This window comes from Plantactinospora sp. B5E13 (assembly GCF_039871775.1).
Lineage (GTDB): Bacteria > Actinomycetota > Actinomycetes > Mycobacteriales > Micromonosporaceae > Plantactinospora.
This window is the reverse complement of the sequence record NZ_JBDPLT010000007.1, coordinates 40,089-66,557: the sequence shown is the minus strand read 5'-3', so window position 1 is coordinate 66,557 and position 26,469 is coordinate 40,089. Positions and strand designations below refer to the sequence as shown.

The window sequence follows — 26,469 nt, the reverse complement described above, 5'->3', positions numbered from 1 at the left end:
GTCCGCCGGAGCGTCGAACCGGATGCTCCGGCTCCCCGGCGCACGGCGGTCGCCGGAGCACGCGCCGGTCGGGGTCAGTGTGCGGCGGCGTAGTGCCGGTCCTCGTTCGGCATGACGATCCAGAGCGCCAGGTAGATGACCACCTGCGGTCCGGGCAGCAGCACCGAGAGGACAAAGAGCAGCCGCATCAAACCGGCGGACATGCCGAAGCGGCGGGCCAGGCCGGCGCAGACGCCGGCGATCAAACGATTGTCGCGGGGGCGGGCGAGCTTGCGGCTCATCGTCGTCTCTCCTCGTCAGGGAACGGTCGCTGATTCCACGGTAGGAACCGGCCGAGGTGCCGCCCTCGGTCTCCAGACGGAGCCAAACACCCCGTACCCGTAGGGACGTACCCCGGAGGGACGGCCGCCATGCTCCCGTCACCAGCTCCGGGTAGGCTCGCGGACCGGCAGGTCAGGGCCATGCTGGAGGAGTACCGGCGCGCACGCCCGAGGCCAGGGTCGGCAACGGGGCCGGCCGGGAGGAGTTTCGATGATCAGCGCTTTCGACCTGTTCACCGTCGGGATCGGGCCGTCCAGCTCGCACACCGTCGGCCCGATGCGGGCGGCCCGGACCTTCGCGGCCGGGCTCAAGGCCGACGGACTGCTCGCGGTCACCGGCCGGATCCACGCCGAACTGTTCGGCTCGCTCGGCGCCACCGGGCACGGGCACGGCAGTGACCGGGCGGTCCTGCTCGGCCTGGCCGGGGAGGCGCCGGAGACGGTGGACCCGGACGGGGTGGCCGCGACCGTGGCGCAGGTCCGGACCGAGCGGCGGCTGAACGTGCTCGGGGCGCACGTCGTCGACTTCGACGTCGACCGGGACCTGGTACTGCACCGGCGCCGGTCGCTGCCGTTCCATCCGAACGGGATGACCTTCACCGCGTACGACGAGACGGGTGGACCGCTGCGGACCCGGACCTACTACTCGGTCGGTGGCGGTTTTGTGGTGGACGAGAGCGCGACCGGCGCGGACCGCATCAAACCGGACAACACGCGGGTCCGGTACCCGTTCCGCACCGGCGCCGAACTGCTCGCCCTGACCGCCGAGACCGGGATGTCGATCAGCGACATCATGCTGGCGAACGAACGGTCCTGGCGCGGCGAGGCGGAGATCCGGGCCGACCTGCTGGAGATCTGGCGGGTGATGCGGGAGTGTGTCGAGCGGGGCAGTACCCGGGACGGGGTGCTCCCCGGCGGGCTGAAGGTCCGCCGCCGGGCGGCCGAGCTGCGCCGCGGCCTGGAGGCGGATCCGACCTCCACCGACCCGCTGCGGGTGATGGACTGGGTGACCCTCTTCGCGCTCGCGGTCAACGAGGAGAACGCCTCCGGCGGCCGGGTGGTGACCGCGCCGACCAACGGCGCGGCCGGGATCATCCCGGCGGTGTTGCACTACTACAGCCGGTTCGTGCCCGGCGCCTCCGAGGAGGGGGTGGTCCGGTTCCTGCTGGCCGCGGCGGCGATCGGGGTGCTGTTCAAGGAGAACGCCTCGATCTCCGGCGCCGAGGTGGGCTGCCAGGGCGAGGTCGGGTCGGCGTGTTCGATGGCGGCGGCCGGGCTTGCCGAGGCGCTCGGCGGCACCCCGGCCCAGGTGGAGAACGCCGCCGAGATCGGCATGGAGCACAACCTCGGGCTGACCTGTGACCCGGTCGGCGGTCTGGTGCAGATCCCGTGCATCGAGCGGAACGCGGTGGCCAGCGTCAAGGCGATCACCGCGGCCCGGCTGGCGCTGCGCGGCGACGGGGAGCACACCGTCTCGCTGGACAAGGTCATCAAGACCATGCGGGAGACCGGCGCCGACATGAAGGTCAAGTACAAGGAGACCGCCCGGGGCGGGCTGGCGGTCAACGTCATCGAGTGCTGACCACGCCGAGCGCGGTCCGTCGGGTGGCCGGCAGGCGTCCGTGGGGTAGCGTGCCGGCGGCTGTCGGGTAGCGTTGGCGCGTCGCCGGGACGGCCGGACGGCGGCAATCCGGGTCCGGTTGGCGTCATCTCGGCCTTGGCCGGCACGTTACGGCGGAGCTGGCGGACTGCCGGCAGGAAATCGGGCGGTTAGTCGGCATTGTGGCGGTTTTCCTGACTGGTACCCTATGCCGCGTCAGCGGCTGCCGGGAAGGCGCGGAATGACAAGCGGGAGGCGGCGGTGACGTCCGGCGTGGTGGCGGTCTGGTCGCACCGCAACACGCTGCGGCTGCTCGTCCGCCGGGACCTCGCGGTCAAGTACCAGCAGTCGGTGCTCGGCTACCTCTGGTCGCTGATCGAACCGCTGGGCATGGGCGCCATCTACTTCTTCGTCTTCGGCCTGCTCTACCGCTCGGCCACCCACCGGCACCTCGGCGACGCCGCCGACTCGTACCCGCTGTTCCTGATCACCGGGATCTTCGCCTGGATGTGGACCAACTCGGCGATCAGCGAGGCGACAAACGCGCTCACCGGACAGGCCCGGTTGATCACCACGATGAACCTGCCCCGCGAGGTCTTCCCGGTCGGCCGGGTCGCCGGCCGGTTCGCCGAGTACCTGGCCGGCCTGCCGATCCTGGCCGCCGTCGCGGTCGCCTACGCGGCGTTCAACAAGGTCGAGTTCGGCGTCTGGCTGCTCTCGCTGCCGCTCGCGGTCCTGGTCCAGGCCACCCTGCTGATCGGGCTGGCGCTGCTGCTCTCCTCGCTCAACGTCCTGATGCGCGACATCGAGCGGTTGATCCGGCTGGTCACCCGGGTGCTCTTCTACGCCACCCCGATCATCTACCCGCTCAGCCTGGTCCGGGAGTCCGGCATGCCGGACTGGGTGAAGATCGGGTACGAGGTCAACCCGCTGGTCGGGATCTTCCAACTGCACCACGCGGTCTGGTACCCCGACGAGTTCCCGGACACCCGGCTGCTCTGCCTCAGCGTCGGCGGCAGCCTGCTCACCCTGCTCGCCGGCGCCTGGGTGTTCCGCCGGCTCGAACCCGCCGTACTCAAGGAGCTGTAGGTGGGCGAGCCGATGATCGAGGCGACCAACCTGGGGATCCAGTTCGTCCGCAACCGGCGGCGCAACCTGCGACTGCGGGAGATGTTCATCCACCGGGGCGGGCGGCAGCCGTCGGCCGGGGTCTTCTGGCCGCTGCGCGACGTCTCCTTCACCGTGGCCCCCGGCGACACCGTCGGGGTCATCGGCCGCAACGGCACCGGCAAGAGCACCCTGCTCCGGCTGATCGCCGGGGTGCTGATCCCGGACGAGGGCCGGATCCGGGTACGCGGGGCGGTCGCCCCGCTGCTGGAACTCTCCGCCGGGTTCTCCAACGACCTGACCGGGCGGGAGAACGTCCACCTGGTCGGCTCCCTGCACGGACTCAGCCCCAGCTTCCTGCGGCGGCACTTCGACGAGATCGTCGCCTTCGCCGGGGAGCAGATCGAGAACGCGATCGACACCCCGGTCCGGCACTACTCGTCCGGGATGAAGGTCCGGCTCGGCTTCTCGGTGATCGCCCAACTGCCGCACCCGGTCCTGCTCATGGACGAGGTGACCGCGGTCGGGGACGCCGACTTCCGGAAGAAGTGCTACGACACCATCGACCGGCTGATCGCCGAGGGGCGGACCGTCATGCTGGTTTCGCACAACGAGAACGACCTCACCCGGTTCTGCAGCCGGGGACTCTACTTCGACGGAGGACGATTGCGGGTGGACGGCACCATACGCGAGGCGCTCGACGCATACCACGACGTGGTCAGGCCGTGATGCTGGCGATCCTGCTCACCCCCACCCGGCCCGGAGCGCCGCTGACCCGCCCCGACGGCAAGCCACTCGCCGCGCACCTGCGGGAACAGTTGCGGGCGGCCGGCGCCCGGGACGTCGTACTCACCGATGACCTGGCCGAGGTGGCGGTGCTCGCCGGCACCGCCCGGGAGCCGGTCCTGCTCTGCTCCGGGGACCTGGTCGCGCACACCGCCGTACTCCGGCACCTGGCCACCAGCCCACTGCCCGGCACGGTGGCCCTGGTGCTGCCGGACCCGGACGCCGGCCCGGTCGGCGTGGTCGAGGAGCGCAACCAGGTGGTCGCCGCCGGCAGCCCGGCCCAGGCCGGGTCGGGCGCCGCCGTCGCGACGCTGGCCGCCGCCCCGACCGGCGCCTCCGGCGGTGCGGTACGGGTCAGCGCCGCCGACCTGCCGGCCCTGGTCACCGCCGCCCGGTCGCTCGCGGCCGCCGACGCTGCCGGCGGCGTCGACCCGACACCGGCGCTGGACCGGCTGCTCGCCGAACTGGCCCGGGTCGGCGACACCGCCGTGCCTGGCATGACGATCTTCGCCCAGCGGGTACGGCTGCTCGTCGCCCGCCGGGCCGCCGGGCCGGCCGAGGTCGCCGCCGCCGAGCAGGCCGTGGCCGCCGTCGACGCGGACAAGGCCGAACTGCGGCTTTCGGTCAAGGAGAAGGACGACTTCTTCACCACCTTCTTCGTCAGCACCTGGTCCCCCTGGGTGACCAAGCTCTGCGCCCGGCTGCGGCTCACCCCGACCGGGGTCACCGCGATCTCGGTGCTCTTCGCCGGGGTGGCGGCGCTGCTCTTCGCCTACGGCGACCGACCGGCGCTGGTCGCCGGTGCGGTCCTGCTCTACCTCGGCTTCATGCTCGACTGCGTGGACGGGCAGCTGGCCCGCTACACCCGGCACTTCAGCCCGTGGGGCGGCTGGCTCGACACCATCGCCGACCGGGCCAAGGAGTACCTGGTCTACGCCGGCCTGGCGGTCGGCGCCGAGCGGGCCGGATTCACCTACGGCTGGGCGCTCGGCATCGCCGCGATCACCCTGCAGACCGTCCGGCACATGACCGACACCTGGTACGGCGCGTTGCACGACGAGGCGGCGAAGCGACCCCGGCCGGCCAGGGCGGCCACCGGTGGCCTCGGCGCCCGGCTCAGTGCCGCCTCCAACAAGGTGCAGGCGGACACCGGTTCGGTGTCGTACTGGCTGAAGCGGACCGTGGTCTTCCCGATCGGGGAACGCTGGGCGCTGATCGCGCTCACCGTGGCGATCTTCAATCCGACGGTCAGCCTGATCGCGGTCCTGGTCTGGGGCGCTCTGGCGGCGGCGTACACGCTGGCGCTGCGGACCGTACGGGCCCGGTCGATGCGGGTCGCGGTGCTGACCGGGGTCGACACCGGACTGCACCGCGACGACGGGCCGGTGGCGCGCTGGCTGGCCGGGCTCGGCCGGGCCGCCCGACTGCCCGGACCGCTGCCGTTCGCTGTGCTCGGTGCGCTGGTCAGCCTGACGCTGCTCGGCGCCGGCCTGGCCGGAGTCGGCACCGGACCGGCCCGCTGGCTGGTGCCGCTGGCCGTGCTGGTGGTGCTGCTCGCCGCACTGCCGGCGGCGGTCCCGCACGGTGGCGCGCTGGACTGGCTCGTCCCGGCCGGACTGCGGGCCGCCGAGTACCTGCTGGTGATCGCGGTCGGAGTCCTGGTCGACGCCCCCGAAGCGGTGATGTTCGGGTTACTGTTCGTATTGGCGCTGCGGCACTACGACCTCACCGCCCGACTGGAGAAGCGGGAATCCGCACCACTGCTGCACTCCCTCGGCCTCGGCTGGGACGGCCGGCTGCTGATCCTCGCCCTCGCCACGCTGCTCGGTCCCACCGCGGCGCGGTGGGCGATGCTGCTGCTCGCCGGCTACCTGACGGTGATCTTCGCGGTGAACGCGCTGCGGGGCTGGACACCGCGCGGCATCCCCGGCCCACGACGGCCGGCCGAGACCGACCCGGTGACCGTCGGGTCGGAGGTGACGACACCGGTCGGGTCGGAGGTCGTGACACCGGGCGGGGCCAGCCCGGACCCGGCCGCCGGCGGCGGTCCGGGGATGCGGGAACGGAACGGGTAACGCCGCTGGTCGGCTGAGACAGCGCCGGGTCGGCTGGCGGCGGAGAAGGGTACGGATGACGCCGCCAGCCGAACGGCCAGACCGCCGATGGCACTGATCAGCTTCGTGGTGCCCGCCTACCGGGTCCAGGGCTACCTGCGGGAGTGCCTCGACTCGATTCTCGACCAGCCGGTCCGGGACATCGAGGTGATCGCGGTCGACGACTGCTCCCCGGACAGCTGCGGCGAGATCATTACCGAGTACGCCGCCCGCGACCCCCGGGTCCGGGCGGTCCGCCTCGACACCAACGTCGGGCTCGGCGAGGCCCGCAACATCGGCCTCGACCGGGCCACCGGCGAGTACGTCTGGTTCCTCGACAGCGACGACTGGCTGGCCGAGGGCTGCCTGCCGGTGGTGGCGGAACGGCTGCGCCGGGCCGACCCGGAGGTGCTGGTCGTCGACCACGTGCGGGCGTACTGGAACAACCGGACGCTCGGCAGCGCGATGACCCGTACCGTGCCGGACAGCGGGGAGCGGGTCTTCACCGTCCGGGACCGGCCCGAGGTGCTGGGCGTCCTGCACACCGCCTGGAACAAGGTGGTCCGTCGACGTTTCCTCACCGACCTCGGTCTGCGCTTCGGCCCCGGCTGGTACGAGGACGTGTCGTTCAGCTATCCGGTGCTGCTCGCCGCCGAGCGGATCAACGTACTGGACCGGGTGTGTGTGCACTACCGGCAGCGGCGGGCCGGCGCGATCACCGGTACCCGCGACGACCGGCACTTCGAGGTCTTCCCGCACTGGCGGCGGGTCTTCGCGTTGATGGACCGGTGGGGACCGGCGTACGACGACCTCCGCCCGTTGATCTTCGAACGGATGGTCTGGCACCAGTTGATCGTGCTCGGCAACGGTCGACGACTCTCCCCGCGACTGCGCCGGGACTTCTTCGACCGGGTGGTCGCCGACTACCGGCGCTTCCGGCCAGCCGGGGGATACCGGCGGCCGGGCGGGGCGGAGGGGGTGAAGCACCGGCTGGTGGCCGGCGGCCACTGGTGGGCGTACCTGCTGTTGCGCGCCCTGCACCGGTCGCGGAGCACGCTGGCGGGCCGGTCCCGCTGGGCGGTGCCACTGGCCACCCTGACCGGACGCCGCTCGGAACCGGCAAATAGCCGGCCGGAACGGGGGGACCGGCCGCGATTGCCGGGCAGCCGGCCGGAACCGTCGGGGGACCGGCCGGGACTGCCGGAGAACGGGCCGGTGACGGTACGGCCGTCGAGGGCCCGCCGGCTGGTCGGGCTGGGCCGGGCGGGGCTGCGGCGGGCCTACTACGCCGCCCAGTTGCGTCGTCCGATCGACCCGACGCTGGCGGTGTACGCCGCGTACTGGTATCGCGGCTACGCCTGCAATCCGGCGGCGATCCACGCCGAGGCCCGTCGGCTCGCCCCGCACATCCGAGGTGTCTGGGTGGTACGTCGCGACCTGGCCGACACCCTGCCGCCCGGGGTGCCGTACGTGGTGGCCGGGACCCGGCCGTACCTGCGGGCCCTGGCCCGGGCCCGCTGGCTGGTCAACAACGTCAACTTCCCCGACTACGTCATGAAGCGGCGCGGCTCGGTGCACGTCCAGACCCACCACGGCACGCCGGTGAAGGTGATGGGGTTGGACCAGCAGCGCTATCCGGCCGGTGCGGTCGGACTCGACTTCCGCCGGTTGCTGCGCCGGATCGACCGCTGGGACTACAGCATCACCTCGAACAGCTTCTCCACCCAGATGTGGGACCGGGCCTACCCGGCCGGGTACGTCACCCTGGAGACCGGCTACCCGCGCAACGACCGGCTGGTGAACGCCACCCCGGCCCAGATCGGCGCGGTGCGGGACGCGTTCGGGTTCGGACCCGCCGACCGGGTGGTGCTCTACCTGCCGACGCACCGCGAACACCGGCCCGGTTACCGGCCGCCGTTCGAGCCGGCGGCGCTGCTCGACGTCCTCGGCCCGACCGGCCGGGTGCTGGTCCGGGGCCACTACCTCGACCCGACCGCCGGGCGCGCCGCCGCCGGGGCGCCGCCCGACCCGCCGGACGCCGTCGCCGGCTCCACCGGGGTCGTCGACCGGTCGGACGCCGGCACCGACGTGGGCCGGCTACGGGACGTGACCGGCCATCCCCGGGTGGAGGACCTCTATCTGGCGGCGGACGTGCTGATCACCGACTACTCGTCCGCGATGTTCGACTACGGCTGCCTGGACCGGCCGATCGTGATCTACGCGCCGGACTGGGCGGACTACCGACGGCAGCGGGGAGTGTACCTCGACATCCTGGCGGAGGCGCCGGGCGCGGTGGCGACGAGTTTCACCGAACTGCTGACCCGGTTCCGTACCGGAGCGGTGGACGATCCGGCGGCGACCCGGGCCCGGGACCGGTTCCGGCGGCGGTTCTGCGCCCTCGACGACGGCCGGGCGGCCGAGCGGGTGGTCCGGCGGACCCTGCTCGGCGAGCCGGACTGACCGGTCGGCGGGTCCTGCCGTGCCGGCGCTGGTCACCGTCGTCGTACCGGTCTTCGACGTCGAGGACTATCTGCCGGAGTGTCTCGACTCGCTGGCCCGGCAGACCTGGCGCGGGCTGGAGTTGGTGCTGGTCGACGACGGGTCCACCGACGGCAGTGCGGCGATCGCGGCCGGGTGGGCGGCCCGGGACGACCGGTTCCGGTTGCTCCGGCAGGACAACCGGGGGTTGGGCGCGGCCCGCAACGTCGGCCTCGACCACGGTACGGGCGAGTACCTGATGTTCGTCGACAGCGACGACGTGCTGCCGCCGTACGCGGTGGAGGTGCTGGTCGGGGCGCTGGAACGGACCGGTTCGGACTTCGCCTCCGGCAACGTGGCGCTGCTGACCGGACAGGGGCTGCGGCAGTCGTGGCTGCACCGGGGCACCCATCGCACGACCCGGCTCGGGATCAGCCTGCGGGACCAGCCGAACCTGGTCTACGACCGGCTGGCCTGCAACAAGGTGTTCCGCCGGTCGTTCTGGACCGGGCACCGGCTGCGCTTCCCGGAGGGGATCCGGTACGAGGACATCCCGGTGACGATCCCGGCGTACGCGGTGGCGCGCCAGGTCGACGTGCTCGACCTGCCGGTCTACTACTGGCGGCAGCGGCCGCCCGGCGCCGTCCGCTCGCTGAGCCAGCGCCAGGACGAGGTACCCAACCTGGTGGACCGGTTCGCCGCGGTGACGTCGGCGAGCCGGTCGCTGGCCCGGCTCGCCGAACCCGAGCTCAAACGGTGGTACGACGAGAGCGCGCTCCGCAGTGACCTGCGGATGTTCCTCGACCTGCTGCCCGTAGTCGACGACGCCTACCGCCGCCGGTTCCTCGACCTGACCGTCGACTTCCTGGCCGGGGTGGACGAGTCGGTCCTCGACCGGCTCGCTCCCCGGCTGCGGGTCGCCTGGCGGTTGGCCCGGGAGCGGGCGCTGCCGGAGCTGCTCGCGGTGCTGGCGGTCGGCCCGGCGGGGCAGCCGTCGACGGTGGTCCGTCGGGGGCTGCGCCGCTATCTGGACCTGCCACTGTTGGACGCCGGGCATCCGGCGGTGCCCCGGCGGGCGTACCGGGCGCCGGGCGGGGTGCGGACCGAGGTGCACGAGGCGCGCTGGGTCGGGAACCGGCTTCTGGTCCGAGGGCTGGCCTACGACGTGTCCCGGGGCGCCGCCCGGCCGTGGCAGCCGATCCGGCTGCTCTGGCTGCGTGCGCCGGCCCGCCGGTGGCGGCGGATGCTGCCGTTGCCGACTCGGGTGCATCCGACGGGCGGGGTGCATGCGACGGGCGGCACCGAGCCTCCGGGCGCCGACGGCCGGCAGCCCGGGGCGGGCTGGGCGGGTTTCTCGACCCTGGTCGACCCGCGTCGGTTGCGGGGCCGGGGCGGCTGGGCCATCGGGGACTGGAGTTTCCTGGTGCTGCTGGTCGGTGCGGGTCGGCCGCGTCCGGGCATGCTGGCGGTCGGCGACGCCCGGCCGGCGCTGCCGGCCCGGTGGGTCGACGCCGGGGTGCGGGTGGTGCCGTTCGTCCGTTCCGGCCGGCTCTGGTTGCGGGTGGAGCGTCCGGGGGCCCGGGTGACCGGGGTACGGGTGGCGGAGAAGGCACTGCTGGTCGAGGGGGTGGCCGGGCGGAGGCCGGCGCCGGGGACGACGGTGTGCCTGAGCCGGGTCACCGGGGTGGTGGGTCGGGCCTATCCGGTGCTACCGACCGGCGCCGGCCCGGTGGACGGGTGCTGGACGGCGCGGGTGCCGCTGGAAAATCTGGTCGCGGACAGCGGCCTGGTCGACGGGGACGCCCGGCCCGTCGGGGACGGCCCGGCGGCGACCGGCGGTCGCGCGGTGCTGGTCGGTGAGGCGGGGGCCGGGTGGCGGGTGGCGCTGGCCGAACCGGGGGCGGAGCCGGTCGAGTTGCCGGTGCCGGCGGACTTCACCGGAGTACGACAGGTGCTCGGCCCGGTGGAGCTGATGGCCCGGCCGACCGACGACGGCGTGTTGTGGTTGCGGGTGCTGCCGCCCGGTCCGGTTGCCGCCGGGGCGGAGTTGGCTGACGGGACGCTGGTGCTGACCGGTGGCCTGCCGTCCGACGGCGAGGGCTGGGCCGAGCTGCGGATCCTGCTCCGCCACCGGGAGTCCGGTACGCCGACCGGCCCGCCGTTGCCGGACCTGGTGTTGCCGGCCGAGGTCCGGGGTGCGTGGTGGTCGGTCCGGATTCCGTTGACCGGGGCGGACGGGCCGGCGGACGGGGACTGGGTGCCGCTGTACCGGCGACGATCCGACGAGATGCCGGTTGACCTGCCGTTCGACGTTTCCGCGCGGCGGATGCTGCCCCGGGACGTCAACGTGGGGATCCGTCGGCTGGAGCTGCTGCCCGACCGGGAGCGCGAGGTGGTCCGGCTGGGCCCGCGGCCGGCCTGAGGCGGCTGCGGCCACGGACGGGGGCGGTCAGCGGCTGACGGCCCGAGGCGGCTGCGGCTCAGCAGTCGGGCAGGTGTTCCCGGGCCCAGGCGGAGACGCCGTCCAGGGCCGGGATGAGGGCCTGGCCCCGGGGGGTCAGCTGGTAGGAGACCGCGACGGGTGGTCCCGGGTCGACGTTCCGGGCGATGAGCCCGTTCTCGGTCAGTTCCGACAGGCGGTCGGAAAGCACCGAGTCGCTGACCCCTTCGATCGACCGGGACAGTTCCCGGAACCCGGCCGGGCCGGAGCTGAGGCTGCCCAGGACGAGTGCGGTCCAGCGCTTGCCGAGCAGCGAGAAGGCCCGGGCCAACGCGGCGTCGGCGCGGGCGCAGCTCTCCGGCGTCTCGGCCGGGGTTCTCGCTGGCATGACCCCATGCTAGCCACGGAGGTAGCGCTCTTCTTTTCGAAGCGGCTAGTCTGGCGCTCACGACTTCGATTTTCCAAGGCCGAAAACGGGCCAGAAGGAGACAGACATGACCGAGCAGGCAGACAATCCGCCACACGTGGTGGTGGTCGGCGGCGGCTACGGCGGTATCAAGGTCGCGAAACAGCTCGACGACGTGGCCCGGGTGACACTGGTCGACCCGACCGAGGCGTTCGTGCACAACGTGGCGGCCTGGCGAGCGCTGGTCGAGCCCGAGTGGCTCGACCGGATCTTCTTCCGCTACGACCACCTGCTCAGGCGGGGACGGTTCATCCGGGACCGGGCGGTGGCGGTCGACGGCCGCCAGGTGACGCTCGGCTCCGGCGCCCGCCTGGAACCCGACTACCTGGTCCTGGCAACCGGATCGGCGTACCCGTTCCCGGCGAAGGTCGCCGACCCGGACGTGGAGACCGCCCGGGCCCGGCTCCGGACGGCGCACACCGAGCTGCGCGGCGCCGAGCGGGTGCTGCTCGTCGGGGCCGGCCCGTCCGGGCTGGAGCTGGCCGGCGAGATCAAGGCGTTCTTCCCGGAGAAGCGGGTGACCATCGTCGACGCCGGACCGGACATCCTGCCCGGCCCGTACGACCAGGAACTCCGTGACGAGCTGCGCCGTCAACTCGACAAGATGGGCGTGGAGCTGATTCTCGGCAGCCGGCTCCGGGCACTGCCGGCCGCCGAGCCGGCGACCCGGGCGGCGGTGGCGGTGACCACCGAGGCGGGCGAGGAACTGACCGCCGACATCTGGTACCGCTGCTTCGGGGTCGCCCCGGCCAGCGACTACCTCACCGGCGCGCTCGCCGAGGTCCGCAACGAACAGGGCTACCTGCGGGTCGACCCGCGGCTGCGGGTGCTCGGCCAGGACCGGGTCTTCGCGGTCGGCGACCTGACCGACGCCGACCTGAACATGGCAGGTCGGGCGAGCGCGCAGGCCGACCTGGTCGCCGCGAACCTCCGGCACCTGATCACCGGCGAGGGCGAGACCGCCGACTATCAGCCGATGCCGCCGGTCATCCTCGTGCCGCTCGGCCCGGAGGGCGGCGCGGGGCTGCTGCCCGGCATGGTCGAAGGGGTCGCCGGACCGGAGATCGCCGCCGACATCAAGGGTCGGAACATGCTGGTCGGTACGCTCGTGGAGCTGTTCGACGCGGCACCTGACGAGGTCGACTGACCCGCCCGGGGCGTTCGTACACATGTTCGTCCACAGCCTGTGGATGGAACATGTGTACGACCGGTCAGCTGGTGGGCGGGCCGGGCCGGCGCAGCCGCTGCCGGAGGCGGTCGGCGGCCAGTCCGGCGTACCGGTTCGCGACGAACCGGGTGGCGTTGGCCAGGGACCGGATCCCGCCCACCGGAATGGTCTCGACGCCGGCCATCGCGGCGCGTCGGGCCCGCTTGTCCGACCGGACGACCAGTCGGGGTCGGGGGGCCACCCACTGGCTCTCCGGCAGGCGTCGCAGGTCGCCGACACCGAGGTCGTCGCCGCTGACCCAGCGCCGGCCGGCCACCTCGGCGACCACCTGGTCCAGCGGCTCGTCTCCTCGACGCACCCGGGTGGCCCGGCTGACCGCCGAGGTACGCCAGAGCGTCACCGCGTCGTCCGGGGTAGCGGCACCGACCGGCAGTACCCGGACCAGGCCGACCTGCCACTCGTCGGCGACCGCCACCAGCCGCCGTACGGTGTCCGCGTCGACGCCGACCCACGGCGCGAGTTCCAGCAGGTACGGGGCGGGGAAGGCGGTGTCCGGCCGGGCCGAGGCCAGGGTCACCCGAGGCTCGGAGCGGTACGTCGCGGCGAGCAGCCGGCGTTCCAGCAGCGGGTCGGCGAGGATCGACCGGCGGTCGTCGGCGATCTCGGCCCAGTCGGCGACCAGGATCACCCGCAGGTCGGTCAGGTCACCGGCGAGCAGCCGGTCCACGCAGGTGCGGACCATCTCGTACGGCCCGTCGGCCGGGACCACCGCGACGACCAGCGGCACCGCGAAGACCCGGTTCGCGGCCGGCCGCAGGTAGCGGGGCTGCGGCATCAGGTCGGCCAGGAACGGGCGGTTGTACCGGCGTAACGCGTCGCCCCTGGTCATCATGTGGGACGGGCCGAGGTGCCAGCTGCGGGCACGCGGTTCCGGGACGAAGACCGCGCCGGCCTGGGCGAGCCGGTAGCCGAACTCGGTGTCCTCGCCGAGCCGCAGACCGGGGTTCAGGCCGCCCGTCTCCGCGTACAGACTCCGGGAGAGGGCGGCGGTGGCGCCGACGTGGGCCCGGAAGTTCAGGTGGTCGCCGCCGCGCAACTGGTCGGTGTCGTTGATCAGGCGTTCGACGTACTCGTGGGGTTCGGTCTCCTCGAACCGGAACAGCCGGTCGACGGCCCCGGTGGCGCAGGCCTCGGCGACCTGTTCCGGGGTGACCGCCCAGCCGTGGTTGACGAACCGCTTGTACCCGAGGGTGACCACCTCGTCGCTGGCGTGCTGCCAGCGGACCTGCGCCGCGACGTGGTCCGGGAAGACGACCATGTCAGCGTCGAGCCAGTGCAGGATCTCGCCGTCACCCACCCCCGCGCCGACGTGCAACGCGTTCGCCCGCCCCCAGCCGGCGCCGTGCTCGTCGGCCCGGACCAGCCGGCAGTTCTCCGGGCGGATCTCCGGCAGCCGCAGCGGCGGGTCGCTGTCGTCGTCGACCACCACGACCTCGAAGAGTCCGGTCGGATAGGTCTGGTGCCGCAGCGCGGCCAGGGTGAGGTCGAGCGTCGACTGGCACTGGTACGCCGGGATGACCAGCGACACCGACCGGCTCGGCCGCCAGTCGTCCAGGGCCGGCGGGGCGAGCGGACTCCAGTCGTTGCGGAACAACCGGACCGGGGTGTGGGCCGGAGCGGCGGCCCGGCTGGGGGACGACAACACGTGCCACAGTGTAGTTATCTGACTGCGTAGCGCTGACGTTCTGTCGCCGCGCGCCGAGAGGTTGTCGGAATCCGATCCAGAAACCGCTACTGTAAGTGGCTTCACGATAGCGGCCCGTAGGCTGAGTTCTGTCACCAGTCGATGAGGGGGTCGGCTTGCCGACCAGCGACGAACCGGAGAAGTACCTGCGCTGGCGCGTGGTGGCCGGCGCGCCGCACCGCCGGCGGCACCGACGCTGGCCGGTCGCCATGCTGGGCTCCGGCCTGACCGGGGTACCCGGTCCGCCGGCCGGCGGCCGGAAGGCGGGGCCGGGCAGACCATGGCACCGGGTGTTCGTGGTCCGGATGGTCGTCGCCGCCGAATCGCTGAGCTGGCTGCGGCACCTGCTCGACCAGCCCGTCGCACAGGCCCGGGTACGTCAGGTCCGGATCGTCGTCGACGAGTGGCGGATCCCGCAACGGAGCTGGTCCGGACGACTGGGCCCGCTGCCGCACCTGCTCCACCAGCGGATCCGGCTGCCCCGGCAGGATCGGGGGCGGGCGGTCGTCGACCTCGAACTGCGCTGGTCCGTCCCGCTGCGTTCGGTGCTCGCCGCCGTCCTGCCGCTGCTCACCCCGGTACGGCCGCTGCCCGTACCGGCCGGGCCGGACGTGACCGCCCAGGACGTCGTACCCGACTGGCTGGGGGCGGGACCCCACCTCGCGGTCGTCACCGGCGACCTCACCGCCAACCCCGAGATCCGCCCGTACGACCTGGTGCTGCGCCCCGACGACCGGACGCCGCCACTGGCCGGGCCGGACCGGGGTGGCGCCACCGGGTCGGCAACCGAAGGCGGCGGTGTGCCGGTGGAGGAGCAGTACCGGGCGTTGCTGGTGGTCGATCCGGGACCGGTGCTGCTCGACGTCGAACACGCCGTACCCGTCGGACGGTACGGGCCGTTCGGGCCGGACGTACCCCGGGCAGAACTGATCTTCCCGGTGGCTTCGGCGGCGCCCGGCTGGCGGATCGTCGGCCCGGACGGACTCGACCTGAACGGCCCCCCGGACCGTGCCTGGCTGACCGAGCGGGAGTCGGCGGCACTGGCCGGGATCGGGCTGCTCGAGTGCCGGTCGGTGCCGGGTCGACGGCCGGCCCGGGAGGCGGCGCTGCTGCTGCGGCTGATCGCGGCCGGGATCCCGGTACACACGACGGAACTGCCGCCGGCCGCCCGGGCACACCTCGCCGCCGAGGTCGCCGACCTGATCGCCGGCGACCTGCCCGACCGGTACGCGACACCGCTGGACTGGGAGATCCGCGCGGTCCGGCAACGCCGGGCGGTACTGCGCCGGCACGGTCGGGCCTTCGCGCTGACCGGGTTGGCCGGCCCGGCCTTCCCGGGGCTGCCCACGGTGCCCCCGGTCTCGGCGCTGCTGGTCACCCGGCGGCTGGCGCAGGTGCCCGAGGCGGTCGCCGCGATCGAGGCACAGAGCTATCCGAACCTGGAGATCGTGCTCTGCCTGCACGGCGTGACCCTCCCCGCCGACCTGCGGTCCCGGCTGGCCGACTGCCGCCGCCCGCTGGAGATCCACGAGGTGCCGGCCGGGCACAGCTTCGGCGCCGTGCTGGGCGAGGCCACCGCCCGGGCCCGGGGCAGCCTGGTGACCAAGTTCGACGACGACGACACGTACGGCCCCGAACACGTCTGGGACCTCGTCCTCGCCCGGCACCACTCCGGCGCCACCCTGGTCGGCAAGGCCGCCGAGTTCGTGCACCTGGCGGCCCTGGACACCACCGTACGGCGGGACGCGGGCGCCCCGGAGAGCTTCACCACGGTGGTCGCCGGTGGCACGATGCTGCTCGCCCGGGGTGACCTGGAACAGGTCGGCGGCTGGCGCCCGGTGCCCCGGTCGGTCGACCGTGGCCTCATCGACCGGGTACGGCGGGCCGGTGGCCTGGTCTACCGGACGCATCCGCTCGGCTACGTCTACCACCGCCGCTCGACCGGGCACACCTGGGATCCCGGGCTGGAGTACTTCCTGCGGGGTGGGGGTGTGCAGTGGTCAGGTCTGCCCCGACACGCCGAGTTCGGTACCGGCCCGGCCGACGGGGCGGCCGGTCCCGGCAGCACGTCGGTCGGATCGGTCGGATCGGGCGGGTCACCGGTCGAGCCGGTCGGGTCCGGCGCGATGGGCGGATGACGGCGCGGCCGTCGGACCGGCCCGGACGGCCAGCCGGTCCGGACCGGGCCGACCCGACAGCGGGCCGGCCCGCCGGTCAGCAGGACCGGGCCGCCCCGGCAGCCGGCCGGGCCGGGGCTGACCGGTCGACGCTCTCGGCGTACCTGGTGCTGTCGGGGTTGGCGGTGCTCGGGGCGGTCGCCCTGAGCCTGCGCCAGCCGTGGGGCGCGGACTTCGGGCTGCACGTCGCGACGGTCGGCCGACTCGCCGACGACCTGGGGCACCCCGGCAACCCGATGGTCGACTCGACGGTCAACGGGCCGTACGCGACGCCGTACACCCTGCTGCTGGCGTTGGTCGCCAGGGTGACCGGCGCCCCGGCCGCCGTGGTGCTGAGCGCCGCCGCCCCGGTCAACCTGGCCCTGCTGCTGTACGGGCTGCGCCGGTTCGTCGGGCTGTTCAGCGCCGACCCGTGGGCGCCGGTGCTGGTCCTGTGTGCCGTCCCGCTGCTCTGGGGAACCGCCGTCCTCAGCTGGAGCGGGTTTCCGACCCTGCGCGGGCTGGTGCTGATCCTGCCGTACCCGGGCACCCTCGGGCTGGCCCTGCTGCTGCTCGGCTGGGTGGCGCTGGCCCGCGCCCTGGCCGCGCCGACGACCGGCCGGTGGATCCCGGTCGGCCTGCTCGGCGGGGCGCTGGTCCTCGTCCACCCGTTCACCGCGCTCGGCGCGGCGCTGGGTTCGCTCGCGCTGGTCGCCGGGCGGTTCGGCCGGACCCTGCTGGTGCGGCGGGCCGGCGAGACCCCGGTACGGGCCGAGCTGCGCGGCCTGTCGGTCGCCGTCGTGGTGGCGGTGCTCGTCGCACTCGCCTGGCCGTACTTCCGGGTCACCGACCTGGTGACCCGGACCGGTGACCTTGATCCGATCCACCGGCCGCTCTACCTGGATCCGGTGGCCCGGTACGGCTTCGGCTTCCTGGTGGGGCTGCCCGCACTCGCGGTACGGCTGTGCCGGGACCGGCTCGACCCGTTGGTGCTGCTCTTCGGCCTGAGCGGTGTTCCGGTGCTGGCCGGCGGGGTGACCGGTGGATACGCCCTGGGCCGGCTCTGGCCGATCGTGCTGCTCGGTCTGCAGGTGGCGGCGGCGGTGGAACTGGTCCGGGCGGTCCGGGCGGTCCGGCGCGCGACGGCGCCCCGGGTCTCCCTCCGTACCGGGGCGACCTGGTTGTGGGCGGCGACCGCGGTGGTCACGCTGCTGGCCGGGCTGGTCGTCCAGTACGGCAATCTGCTGCTGGTGCTGCCCCGGGAACAGCTCACCCCGGCCCGCCGGGCGGCGTACCGGGTGAGCGTGCCGTCCGACCACCGGTGGGTGGCCCGCCAGGTACGGCCGGACGCGGTGTTGCTCACCGCCGACCCGGTGGTGAGCCGTGCCCTGCTGCGGTACCGGATCCGCGCGGTCGCTCCACCGTGGCCGGATCCGCTGCTGCCGGACGAGCCCCGCCGCCGGGCCGACCAGGCGACACTGCTTGATCCGGCGACCCCGGTGCCGCGCCGGACCGTACTGCTCGCCGGATACCGGGTCGACTGGGTGCTGGCCCCGGCCGGCGGTTATCCGTGGCTCGACCGGTACGCGGTCCGGGTCGTACCCGGACCGGACGGCCGCCGGTTGGTCCGACTGCGCGTGCACTGAGTGCCCGCCAGGTAGTGGGACAGCGTGTCGAGAGGGTGATTCGTTTCAACCCGACGACCTCGGGTGCTTGACGATCGTGCAACTTTCACGCCGATTCCGGTAACCGTTGCGTCACAACGTGAACATGGCACGTTTACCCGATGGGCTTATGCCATGATCCTCGTCACAGTCATTCCGGGTTGGCCCATTACGCTGCGGGGAGGTGACGGTGACCACCGTCGCGCTCAAGGATGTCACCAAGGTGTTCCCGGACGGGACAGTGGCGGTGGACAAGGTGAGTCTCGACGTCAACGACGGCGAGTTCATGGTGCTGCTCGGACCCTCGGGCTGCGGAAAGTCCACCGTACTGCGCATGGTCGCGGGCTTGGAGGACCCGACCAGCGGTGCCGTGCTGCTCGACGGTGAACTCGCCAACGACCTGCCGCCACGGGACCGTGGAATCGCGATGGTCTTCCAGGACTTCGCGCTCTATCCACACATGTCGGTGGGAAACAACATCGCCTTTCCGCTGCGGCTGTCGGGTGTGGAGGAAACCGCCCGCGGTGAGCGGGTGGCGGACGTGGCGAACGCGCTCGGGATCGGCGACGTACTGGGCCGCAAGCCGAGCCAGCTCTCCGGCGGTCAGCGGCAGCGGGTGGCGATGGGACGGGCCATCGTTCGCCGTCCCGGTCTCTTTCTGATGGACGAGCCGCTGTCCAATCTAGACAGCGGGCTGCGGGCGGAACTGCGGGCGGAGATCTCCGGACTGGTCCGGGAGCTCGGGGTGAGCACGGTCTACGTCACCCACGACCAGGCCGAGGCGCTGACCATGGCGGACCGGGTCGCGATCATGCGCAAGGGGGTCCTGCAGGACGTCGGCACCCCGACCCAGGTGTACGGCCGGCCGGCGACCCTCTACGTCGCCGCGTTCCTCGGCAGTCCCCGGATGAATCTGCTGGAGGCGACGGTCTACGTCCACCTCGACCGGTACGTCACGCTCAACCTCGGGGAGCAGGCGCTCTATCTGCCCTGGGACGACATCCGGGCCCGGGCGGTGGCGCACTACCACGGTGAGCGGATCGTGGTCGGGATGCGGGCCGAGGCGTTGACCCCGGTGGCCCCGGACACGGCGGGAGACGTGCTCCAGGGGCGGATTCGCTACTTGGAGCACCACGGGCACGAGTCGCTGGCGTTCCTCGACATCGGGGCGACGGCGATCGTCGTCGACGACCTCGGCGCCCCGGTGAGCGGCGACCGGGTCGGTGGTGCGGGACGGGGCATCCGGCGGCTGGGTCAGGTGATGCAGCGACTGACCGGCCGGGCCACCGCGTCGGCGCCGGTGCCGCCGCCGGGCCGGAACGGCACCCGGGACAGTGTGCTGAACGACCCGGGACGGCACCACCGCCGCCCCGCCGAACTGGCGGTACGGCTGGCGCCGTACCCGGCGGTCTCGGCCGGTCACCCGATGGCGGTCTCGGTACGGATGGACGCCGTGCACTTCTTCGACGAGCGGGGGGACCGCATCGACGTCGGCTGGCGCTGACAAGTTACCGACCGGTAGTGTGCGGCCATGTCCACTGACGTACAGCGGCTCGCCGCCGGGATGCTCGGTTCGGTGCCGTTCGCGCAGACCCTCGGCATCGAGTTCGTGGCGCTCACGGCGCCGGACTCCAGCGGGGCCCCGCAGGTCGTGGTCCGGCTGCCGGACTCGCCGGCGACCCGTAACCACGTCGGCGGGCCGCACGCCGGCGCGCTCTTCACCCTCGGCGAGACCGCGTCCGGCGCGGTGGTGCTGGCCGTCTTCGGTCAGCACTTCGACCGGGCCGTGCCGCTGGCGGTTCGGGCCGAGATCGGCTACCGCCGGCTGGCGATGGGACCGGTCCAGGCGACGGCGCGGCTCGGCCGGCCGGTTGCCGAGGTGCTGTCCGAACTGGACGCCGGGCGCCGACCGGAGTTCCCGATACTGGTCGAGATCGAGGCCGAGGAGAACCCGGACGGCGAGCCGACCACCGAACTGACCGTGCTCTGGACCCTGAAGCCGCTGTCCCGCCGACCCTGAAGGACCGCCGGGCACGGCTACGGGGCTCCCTGATCCCACCCTGACTTTCCGGCGTGGGTCTCGACGGCGGGCCAGATATGCAGACACCCTACATGTAGCGAAGCGCGCTATAGGAGGGGTGTGGATGTCCGGCACGGGGGCACGGCGATGGGTCAAGGTACTGGTCGGCACGCTGGCCGGCGTGCTGCTCATCTGCACCGGCGGGGCCGGACTCGGCGCCTGGGTCTGGACCCGCAGCGCCATCGACACCACCGGCCGCGTCGACTTCGTCAACCCGCTGGCGATTCCGCCGCTGGCCGGGTCCCGGATCGACGAACAGGGCCGCCGGGTCTTCGACCTGCGCGCCCAGCCCGGCCACCGGAACCTCCACCCGGGCGGCGCCACCCCCACCTGGGGCTACAACGGGGATTACCTGGGTCCGACCCTGCGGGCCGCACGCGGCGAACAGGTCGTGGTCAACGTCGTCAACGGCATCGGCGAACCGACGAGCGTGCACTGGCACGGCATGCACCTGCCGGCGGTGATGGACGGCGGGCCGCACCAGATGATCCGCCCCAACGCCACCTGGTCGCCGCACTGGACGGTCAACCAACCCGCCGCCAGCCTCTGGTACCACCCGCACCTGCACGGCGAGACCGAACGGCACGTCTACCAGGGACTCGCCGGCATGTTCATCTTGGACGACGAGATCTCCATGGGTCTGCCGCTGCCCCGACGGTACGGCGTCGACGACATCCCGGTGATCGTGCAGGACCGGAACTTCGACTCCGCCGGGCGGTTCGACGCCGGACGCGGGCTGCTCGGCGGGATCGGCGTACTCGGCGACACGCTGCTGGTCAACGGCACCGTCGGCCCGTACCTCGAGGTGGGCACGGAACGGGTGCGACTGCGGCTGCTGAACGGCTCCACCGCCCGGACGTACCGGTTCGGGTTCGCCGACGACCGGGAGTTCGCGCTGATCGGCACCGACGGCGGACTGCTGGCGGCGCCGCACCGGACCGACCGGATCCGACTCTCCCCCGGCGAGCGGGCCGAGATCGTGGTGCCGGTCCGGGCCGGCGAACGGGCGGTGCTGCGCAGCTACCCGCCGGAGCAGGGCCTCGACATCTTCGGCCAGCGGTTCACCGGTGGCGACGACCGGTTCGACGTACTCGAACTACGGGCCGCCGGCACCCTCGCCCCGGCCCCGGAGGTGCCGGACCGGCTCGCCCCGATCGACCGGCTCGACCCGGCCTCCGCCGCGACCACCCGGACCTTCACCCTCTCCGGGCGGGAGATCAACGACCACGACATGAGCCTCGACCGGATCGACTTCGCGGTCACCCGGGACACCACCGAGATCTGGGAACTCAACAAGCTGGACGGCACCTCGCACAGTTTCCACGTGCACGACGTCCAGTTCCAGGTCCTCTCGGTGGCCGGACGGGAACCGCCACCGGAACTGCGCGGCTGGAAGGACACCGTACTGCTGGAGACGAGGCGGCCGATCCGGATCATCGCCCGGTTCGCCGACCACGCCGACCCGAACGTGCCGTACATGTACCACTGCCACCTGCTCTACCACGAGGACCAGGGCATGATGGGCCAGTTCGTGGTGGTCGAGCCGGGCCAGCAGCCGGGCCGTCCGCCCGCCAACCCGCACCACCACGACTGAGTGCCACCCCGCCGGGCGGGTCAGCCGGCTGCCGGCGGGGTGAACTCGGGCCGGTCGAGGACCCGCAGCCAGGAGCCGTCCGGCTGTCGCCGGACCACCTGGGCGCGGGCCCCGGCACCGTCCCGGGGCGGCGTCGAGGTGAGCGCGAGGTCCCCGCTGACCAGCGTCGGCAACGGCTCCTCCGGTGCGAGACGCGGCCGGTTCGCCAGCACCCTCGCCCACAGGTCCCGGATCGCGGCCCGTCCGACGGTCACGCTCCCCGGCGGGTACGCCAACACGGCGTCCTCCTCGTACAGCGCGGCGACCCCCTCGGCGTCACCGGCGTTGGAGCGCTCGACAAAAAGCCGGGTCAGGTCTTCCGGGCGCATGGCCCGCTCGCGGTCCGCCACCGTACCGCCCCTCTCGTCACTGTCCACCGGGCAAGCCTGCGGCGCCCCGGATCAGAAGTCCAACAGCTTGTTCTGCTGAAAACTAGAATCTGCGGTTATGGAACTGCGGCAGCTGGAGTACTTCGTCGCCGTCGCCGAGGAGGCGAACTTCACCCGCGCCGCCGAACGTGTACGGATCAGCCAGTCCGGGATCAGCGCGCAGATCCGGCAGCTCGAACGGGAGCTCGGCGCGACCCTGGTCGACCGCTCCACCCGTACCGCGACCCTCACCGCCGCCGGTCGGGCCGCACTCGAACCGGCCCGGGCCGCGCTCGCCCACGCCGACGCGGTACGGCAGGCGGTCGGCGAGGTGACCGGCGTCATTCGGGGCGAACTCGGCATCGGCATGATCATCGGTTGCACCGTCGGGCCGTTCTTCGCCGCGCTCGCCGCGTTCCACCGGGCACATCCCGGGGTGACCGTGACGGTACGGGAGGACAACTCCGACCGGCTCGTCGACCAGATCCGCTCCGGCCGCCTCGATCTCGCCCTGGTCGGCACCGCGGACGCCGCCCCGGCCGGGCTGACCACCCGCACCATCGTCAGCGAGCGTCTGGTCGCCGTCGTACCACCGGACCATCCGCTCGCGGACCGGCGGACGGTGACCCTCGCCGACCTTACCGAGCACGCCCTGGTCTGCCTGCCGGAGGGGACCGGCATCCGCACCGTCCTGGACCGCGCCTGCGCCGCCGCCGGACTCCGGCCGACCGTCGGATTCCAGGCCAGCGCCGGCGACGCGATCGCCGACCTCGCCGCCCGGGGCCTCGGGGTGGCGGTGCTCAGCGAGTCGATGGCCCACGGCCACCGGGACCGGCTGACCGCGCGGCTGATCGACGACGTCGAGGCGCCGGCCCGGCTGGCCCTGGTCTGGGCCGACCGGCCGCATCCCGCGCTGCGCAAGCTGCTCGGGCACCTCCGGGAGGCCTTCCCCGGCGCAGACCGCTGAACGTCGGCAGCGGTGGGGGCGGGCGGAGGGTGCCCTGCCGCGCCCCGGGGCGCCGCCCGGTCGGGCCTGGCGGGGGCGCGGCAACCGCTGGTCGGGCGACAACAAAGGGCCCCTTCCTGGCCGCTGTGCGTGCCGATCAAGGGCGCCGCGGTTAGGTTGGTAGGCGTGCTGGGCCTACCCGCTCATGTGACCGCCTGCCTGTTCGATCTGGACGGCGTGCTGACCCAGACCGCCCAGGTACACAACGCGGCCTGGGCGGAGACCTTCGACGCCTTCCTCCGGCAGCGCGCGAACGCCACCGGAGAGCCGTTCCGGCCGTACGACCCCGGCGAGGACTACAACCGGTACGTCGACGGCCGCCCCCGGGCCGACGGGGTACGCACCTTCCTCGCCTCCCGGCGGATCGTGCTACCCGAGGGCCAGCCGGACGACCCGCCGACCGCCGCGACCGTCAACGGCGTCGGCAACCGGAAGAACGCCATCCTGCTCCGGCGGATCCACGACGACGGGGTGCGGGCGTACCAGGGGTCTATCGCGTACCTGAAAGCCGCCCAGGCCGCCGGGCTACGCCGGGCCGTCGTCTCGGCCAGCGCCAACGCCGCCGACGTGGTGGTGGCGGCCGGATTCGGGCCGTACGTGGAGGCCCGGGTCGACGGGGTGCTGGCCCGGGAGCGGGGACTGCGCGGCAAGCCACACCCGGACACCTTCCTGGCCGGCGCGGACCTGCTCGGGGTCCGTCCCGAGCAGGCGGCGGTCTTCGAGGACGCCCAGGCCGGAGTGGCGGCCGGCCGGGCCGGCGGGTTCGGGTTCGTGGTCGGGGTGGACCGGGTCGGCCAGGCCGACGAACTGCGCCGGCACGGTGCGGATGTTGTGGTCTCCGACCTCGCCGAGCTGCTGCACGCCGGAGAAGACGGCCGGGCCAGCCAGGGCGGGGGCCAGGTCAGCCAGGGCGGCGGCGGCCAGGTCAGCCAGGGCGGCCCGGCCGGTCCCCGGCCCGGCGCCGACCCGGAGGTGGCCCGGTGATCCGCGAGCGGGCCTATCCGGTCGAGCCGTGGCACGTCCGGGAGACCCGGCTCGACCTGGACGTGCTGGCCCAGTCCGAGTCGGTCTTCGCCCTCTCCAACGGGCACATCGGGCTGCGCGGCAACCTCGACGAGGGCGACCCGCACGGGCTGCCCGGGACGTACCTGAACTCGTTCTTCGAGCTGCGTCCGCTGCCGTACGCCGAAGCCGGCTACGGCTTCCCCGAATCCGGCCAGACGATCGTCAACGTCAGCAACGGCAAGCTCATCCGGCTGCTCGTCGACGACGAGCCGTTCGACGTCCGGTACGGCGAACTGGTCAACCACGAGCGGGTTCTCGACCTGCGGGCCGGCACCCTGCAGCGGTGCGTCGAATGGCACTCGCCGGCCGGACGTGCGGTACGGGTCCGCAGCACCCGACTGGTCTCCTTCACCCAGCGGTCGGTCGCCGCGATCGAATACCGGGTCGAGCCGATCAGCGGGCCGATGCGGCTGATCGTCCAGTCGGAGCTGGTCGCCAACGAGCAGTTGCCGTCGCAGAGCCGCGACCCCCGGGTGGCGGCGGTGCTGGAGTCGCCGCTGCGGGCCGAGGAACGGCTGGTGCACAGTGACGGCGGGCTGCTGATCCACCGCACCAAGGCGAGCGGGCTGCGGCTCGCCGCCCAGATGAGCCACGAGGTGTACGGGCCGGAGCGGAAGCTGATCGGCACCGAGGCGTACGAGGACTGGGCCCGGACCACCGTCACCTGCGTACTCCGTCCCGGCGAGGAGCTGCGGGTGGTCAAGTACGTGGCGTACGGCTGGTCCAGCCGGCGGTCCCGGCCGGCGCTGCGCGACCAGGTCGGGGCGGCGATCGCCGGCGCCCGGTTCTCCGGCTGGGAAGGGCTCTGCGCCGAGCAGCGGCACTACCTCGACAACTTCTGGGACGACTCCGACGTCCGGGTCGAGGGCGATCCGGAGGTGCAGCAGGCGGTCCGGTTCGGACTCTTCCACGTGCTGCAGGCCGGCGCCCGCGCCGAGCTGCGGCCGATCTCGGCCAAGGGGCTGACCGGACCGGGGTACGACGGCCACGCGTTCTGGGACACCGAGCAGTTCGTGCTGCCGGTGCTGACGTACACCCTGCCGTCGGCGGTCGCCTCCGCGCTGCGCTGGCGGCACTCCACCCTGCACCTGGCCCAGGAGCGGGCCAAGACGCTGGGGCTGAACGGGGCCGCGTTCCCGTGGCGGACGATCCGGGGCCAGGAGACGTCCGCGTACTGGCCGGCCGGCACCGCCGGGTTCCACATCGCCGCCGACATCGCCGACGCGGTACGCCGGTACGTACTGGCGACCGGCGATACCCAGTTCGAGCGGGAGGTGGGGCTGGAGCTGCTGGTGGAGACCGCCCGGCTGTGGCGGTCGCTGGGCCACCACGACCGGCACGGCCGGTTCCACATCGACGGGGTGACCGGCCCGGACGAGTACACCGCGGTCAAGAACGACAACGTCTACACCAACCTGATGGCGCAGCGGAACCTGCTGGCCGCCGCTGACGCCGCCACCCGGTACGGCGAGGAGGCGTGGCGGCTCGGCGTCGACGACGAGGAGACCGCGTCCTGGCGGGACGCCGCCGCCGACATGTACGTCCCCTGGGACGAGGAGCTGAAGGTCCATCCGCAGGTGGAGGGCTTCACCCGGTACCAGGAGTGGGACTTCGTCGGCACCCCGCCGGACCAGTACCCGCTGCTGCTCAACTACCCGTACTTCGACCTGTACCGCAAGCAGGTGGTGAAGCAGGCCGACCTGGTGCTGGCGATGCACTGGCGGGGTGACGCGTTCACCGACGAGGAGAAGGCCAGCAACTTCGCCTACTACGAGCGGCGTACGGTCCGGGACTCGTCGCTGTCGGCCTGCACCCAGGCGGTGCTGGCGGCCGAGGTGGGGCAGCTCGAACTGGCCCACGACTATCTGGGCGAGGCCGCCCTGATGGACCTGCACGACCTCAACCAGAACACCCGGGACGGGGTGCACGTGGCGTCGCTCGCCGGGGCCTGGATCGCCCTGGTCGCCGGCTTCGGCGGGCTGCGCGACCACGACGACGTGCTCTGCTTCAAGCCCCGGCTACCGAGCCGGATCGACCGGCTGGAGTTCTCGCTGCGCTGGCGGACCGTGCACCTGCGGGTCGACGTACGCCAGCACGAGGTGACGTACGCGCTACGCGACAGCGACCACCCGGACGCGGTGATGGAACTGACCCACCACGGCGAACTGGTCCGGGTCACCTGCGACGACCCGGTGACCCTGCCGGTGCCGCCGATGCGGCCGACCGGGCCGCAGCCGGCCCAGCCGGACGGCCGGGCCCCGGTGCGCCGGGCGACCGAGAGCGAGCCGTAGGCCG

The 26,469-nt window shown here is 73.0% G+C and carries 18 protein-coding genes and 1 pseudogene; 15 read left to right on the top strand and 4 right to left on the bottom strand.

The genetic code is table 11. The features are described 5' to 3' along the window. Window positions 1-74: 74 nt before the first annotated feature. Window positions 75-281 (bottom strand): PspC domain-containing protein, encoded by a 207-nt coding sequence (locus ABGB05_RS08785; RefSeq protein ID WP_347652701.1) that lies wholly within the window; start codon window positions 279-281, stop codon window positions 75-77. A 250-nt stretch (window positions 282-531) separates the two neighbouring features. Here ABGB05_RS08785 and ABGB05_RS08780 point away from each other — a divergent pair, with 250 nt between their 5' ends. From ABGB05_RS08780 to ABGB05_RS08755, 6 genes and pseudogenes are all read left to right on the top strand, one after another. Next, window positions 532-1,902, top strand: coding sequence for an L-serine ammonia-lyase (locus tag ABGB05_RS08780; protein WP_347652700.1), 1,371 nt, complete (start codon window positions 532-534; stop codon window positions 1,900-1,902). A gap of 279 nt (window positions 1,903-2,181) precedes the next feature. Continuing rightward, complete coding sequence (locus ABGB05_RS08775) at window positions 2,182-3,009, top strand: ABC transporter permease (protein ID WP_347652699.1); 828 nt, start codon at window positions 2,182-2,184, stop codon at window positions 3,007-3,009. After that, window positions 3,010-3,756: an ABC transporter ATP-binding protein gene (locus ABGB05_RS08770; RefSeq protein WP_347652698.1), complete on the top strand. Its 747-nt coding sequence runs from the start codon at window positions 3,010-3,012 to the stop codon at window positions 3,754-3,756. Next, window positions 3,756-5,723 (top strand): annotated as a pseudogene (locus tag ABGB05_RS08765) (DUF5941 domain-containing protein); the annotation flags it as partial. The gene ABGB05_RS08770 and the pseudogene ABGB05_RS08765, both read left to right, overlap by 1 nt. Before the next feature lie 252 nt (window positions 5,724-5,975). Continuing rightward, complete coding sequence (locus ABGB05_RS08760) at window positions 5,976-8,366, top strand: bifunctional glycosyltransferase family 2 protein/CDP-glycerol:glycerophosphate glycerophosphotransferase (protein WP_347652697.1); 2,391 nt, start codon at window positions 5,976-5,978, stop codon at window positions 8,364-8,366. 19 nt (window positions 8,367-8,385) lie between these two features. After that, window positions 8,386-10,806, top strand: coding sequence for a glycosyltransferase family 2 protein (locus tag ABGB05_RS08755; protein ID WP_347652696.1), 2,421 nt, complete (start codon window positions 8,386-8,388; stop codon window positions 10,804-10,806). Window positions 10,807-10,864: 58 nt separating this feature from the next. On the opposite strand, the gene ABGB05_RS08750 is transcribed toward ABGB05_RS08755, so the two are convergent. Next, the gene (locus ABGB05_RS08750) at window positions 10,865-11,212 is read right to left on the bottom strand and encodes a helix-turn-helix domain-containing protein (protein ID WP_347652695.1); all 348 of its coding nucleotides are present in this window, start codon (window positions 11,210-11,212) and stop codon (window positions 10,865-10,867) included. A gap of 106 nt (window positions 11,213-11,318) precedes the next feature. Between ABGB05_RS08750 and ABGB05_RS08745 the strand changes: the two genes are divergently transcribed. Next, window positions 11,319-12,437 carry an FAD-dependent oxidoreductase gene (locus ABGB05_RS08745; protein ID WP_347652694.1) on the top strand — a complete coding sequence of 373 codons (1,119 nt, stop codon included), beginning with the start codon at window positions 11,319-11,321 and terminating at the stop codon, window positions 12,435-12,437. Window positions 12,438-12,501: 64 nt separating this feature from the next. Here the strand turns inward: ABGB05_RS08745 and ABGB05_RS08740 are convergent, their stop codons facing one another. Then, window positions 12,502-14,163: a glycosyltransferase gene (locus ABGB05_RS08740; RefSeq protein ID WP_347652693.1), complete on the bottom strand. Its 1,662-nt coding sequence runs from the start codon at window positions 14,161-14,163 to the stop codon at window positions 12,502-12,504. Between the two features lie 155 nt (window positions 14,164-14,318). Here ABGB05_RS08740 and ABGB05_RS08735 point away from each other — a divergent pair, with 155 nt between their 5' ends. The 5 genes from ABGB05_RS08735 to ABGB05_RS08715 all read left to right on the top strand — a co-directional run bounded on the left by ABGB05_RS08735 (window position 14,319) and on the right by ABGB05_RS08715 (window position 21,696). Then, window positions 14,319-16,340, top strand: a complete 2,022-nt coding sequence (locus tag ABGB05_RS08735; protein WP_347652692.1) for a glycosyltransferase — start codon at window positions 14,319-14,321, stop codon at window positions 16,338-16,340. Then, window positions 16,337-18,004, top strand: coding sequence for a hypothetical protein (locus ABGB05_RS08730; RefSeq protein WP_347652691.1), 1,668 nt, complete (start codon window positions 16,337-16,339; stop codon window positions 18,002-18,004). Before ABGB05_RS08735 ends, ABGB05_RS08730 begins: the two co-directional genes overlap by 4 nt. A 208-nt stretch (window positions 18,005-18,212) precedes the next feature. Next, window positions 18,213-19,526, top strand: a complete 1,314-nt coding sequence (locus ABGB05_RS08725; protein WP_347652863.1) for an ABC transporter ATP-binding protein — start codon at window positions 18,213-18,215, stop codon at window positions 19,524-19,526. 27 nt (window positions 19,527-19,553) lie between these two features. Beyond that, window positions 19,554-20,042 (top strand): DUF4442 domain-containing protein, encoded by a 489-nt coding sequence (locus ABGB05_RS08720; protein ID WP_347652690.1) that lies wholly within the window; start codon window positions 19,554-19,556, stop codon window positions 20,040-20,042. 124 nt (window positions 20,043-20,166) lie between these two features. Next, window positions 20,167-21,696, top strand: coding sequence for a multicopper oxidase domain-containing protein (locus ABGB05_RS08715; protein WP_347652689.1), 1,530 nt, complete (start codon window positions 20,167-20,169; stop codon window positions 21,694-21,696). Between the two features lie 20 nt (window positions 21,697-21,716). Here the strand turns inward: ABGB05_RS08715 and ABGB05_RS08710 are convergent, their stop codons facing one another. Then, complete coding sequence (locus ABGB05_RS08710; RefSeq protein WP_347652862.1) at window positions 21,717-22,064, bottom strand: nuclear transport factor 2 family protein; 348 nt, start codon at window positions 22,062-22,064, stop codon at window positions 21,717-21,719. 118 nt (window positions 22,065-22,182) lie between these two features. Between ABGB05_RS08710 and ABGB05_RS08705 the strand changes: the two genes are divergently transcribed. The 3 genes from ABGB05_RS08705 to ABGB05_RS08695 all read left to right on the top strand — a co-directional run bounded on the left by ABGB05_RS08705 (window position 22,183) and on the right by ABGB05_RS08695 (window position 26,465). Then, window positions 22,183-23,070: a LysR family transcriptional regulator gene (locus ABGB05_RS08705; RefSeq protein ID WP_347652688.1), complete on the top strand. Its 888-nt coding sequence runs from the start codon at window positions 22,183-22,185 to the stop codon at window positions 23,068-23,070. Between the two features lie 165 nt (window positions 23,071-23,235). Beyond that, entirely contained in the window at window positions 23,236-24,093 is an 858-nt protein-coding gene (locus tag ABGB05_RS08700) for a beta-phosphoglucomutase family hydrolase (protein ID WP_347652687.1), read from the top strand. After that, entirely contained in the window at window positions 24,090-26,465 is a 2,376-nt protein-coding gene (locus ABGB05_RS08695) for a glycoside hydrolase family 65 protein (RefSeq protein WP_347652686.1), read from the top strand. Before ABGB05_RS08700 ends, ABGB05_RS08695 begins: the two co-directional genes overlap by 4 nt. Window positions 26,466-26,469 lie beyond the last annotated feature (4 nt).

Excerpts from the sequence above, each read along its gene's own strand:
- ABGB05_RS08705 (WP_347652688.1), top strand. The coding sequence starts at position 22,183 with ATGGAACTGCGGCAGCTGGAGTACTTCGTCGCCGTCGCCGAGGAGGCG.
- ABGB05_RS08760 (WP_347652697.1), top strand. The coding sequence starts at position 5,976 with ATGGCACTGATCAGCTTCGTGGTGCCCGCCTACCGGGTCCAGGGCTAC.
- ABGB05_RS08715 (WP_347652689.1), top strand. The coding sequence starts at position 20,167 with ATGTCCGGCACGGGGGCACGGCGATGGGTCAAGGTACTGGTCGGCACG.
- ABGB05_RS08720 (WP_347652690.1), top strand. The coding sequence starts at position 19,554 with ATGTCCACTGACGTACAGCGGCTCGCCGCCGGGATGCTCGGTTCGGTG.
- ABGB05_RS08750 (WP_347652695.1), bottom strand. The coding sequence starts at position 11,212 with ATGCCAGCGAGAACCCCGGCCGAGACGCCGGAGAGCTGCGCCCGCGCC.
- ABGB05_RS08785 (WP_347652701.1), bottom strand. The coding sequence starts at position 281 with ATGAGCCGCAAGCTCGCCCGCCCCCGCGACAATCGTTTGATCGCCGGC.
- ABGB05_RS08730 (WP_347652691.1), top strand. The coding sequence starts at position 16,337 with ATGACGGCGCGGCCGTCGGACCGGCCCGGACGGCCAGCCGGTCCGGAC.
- ABGB05_RS08745 (WP_347652694.1), top strand. The coding sequence starts at position 11,319 with ATGACCGAGCAGGCAGACAATCCGCCACACGTGGTGGTGGTCGGCGGC.
- ABGB05_RS08710 (WP_347652862.1), bottom strand. The coding sequence starts at position 22,064 with ATGCGCCCGGAAGACCTGACCCGGCTTTTTGTCGAGCGCTCCAACGCC.
- ABGB05_RS08780 (WP_347652700.1), top strand. The coding sequence starts at position 532 with ATGATCAGCGCTTTCGACCTGTTCACCGTCGGGATCGGGCCGTCCAGC.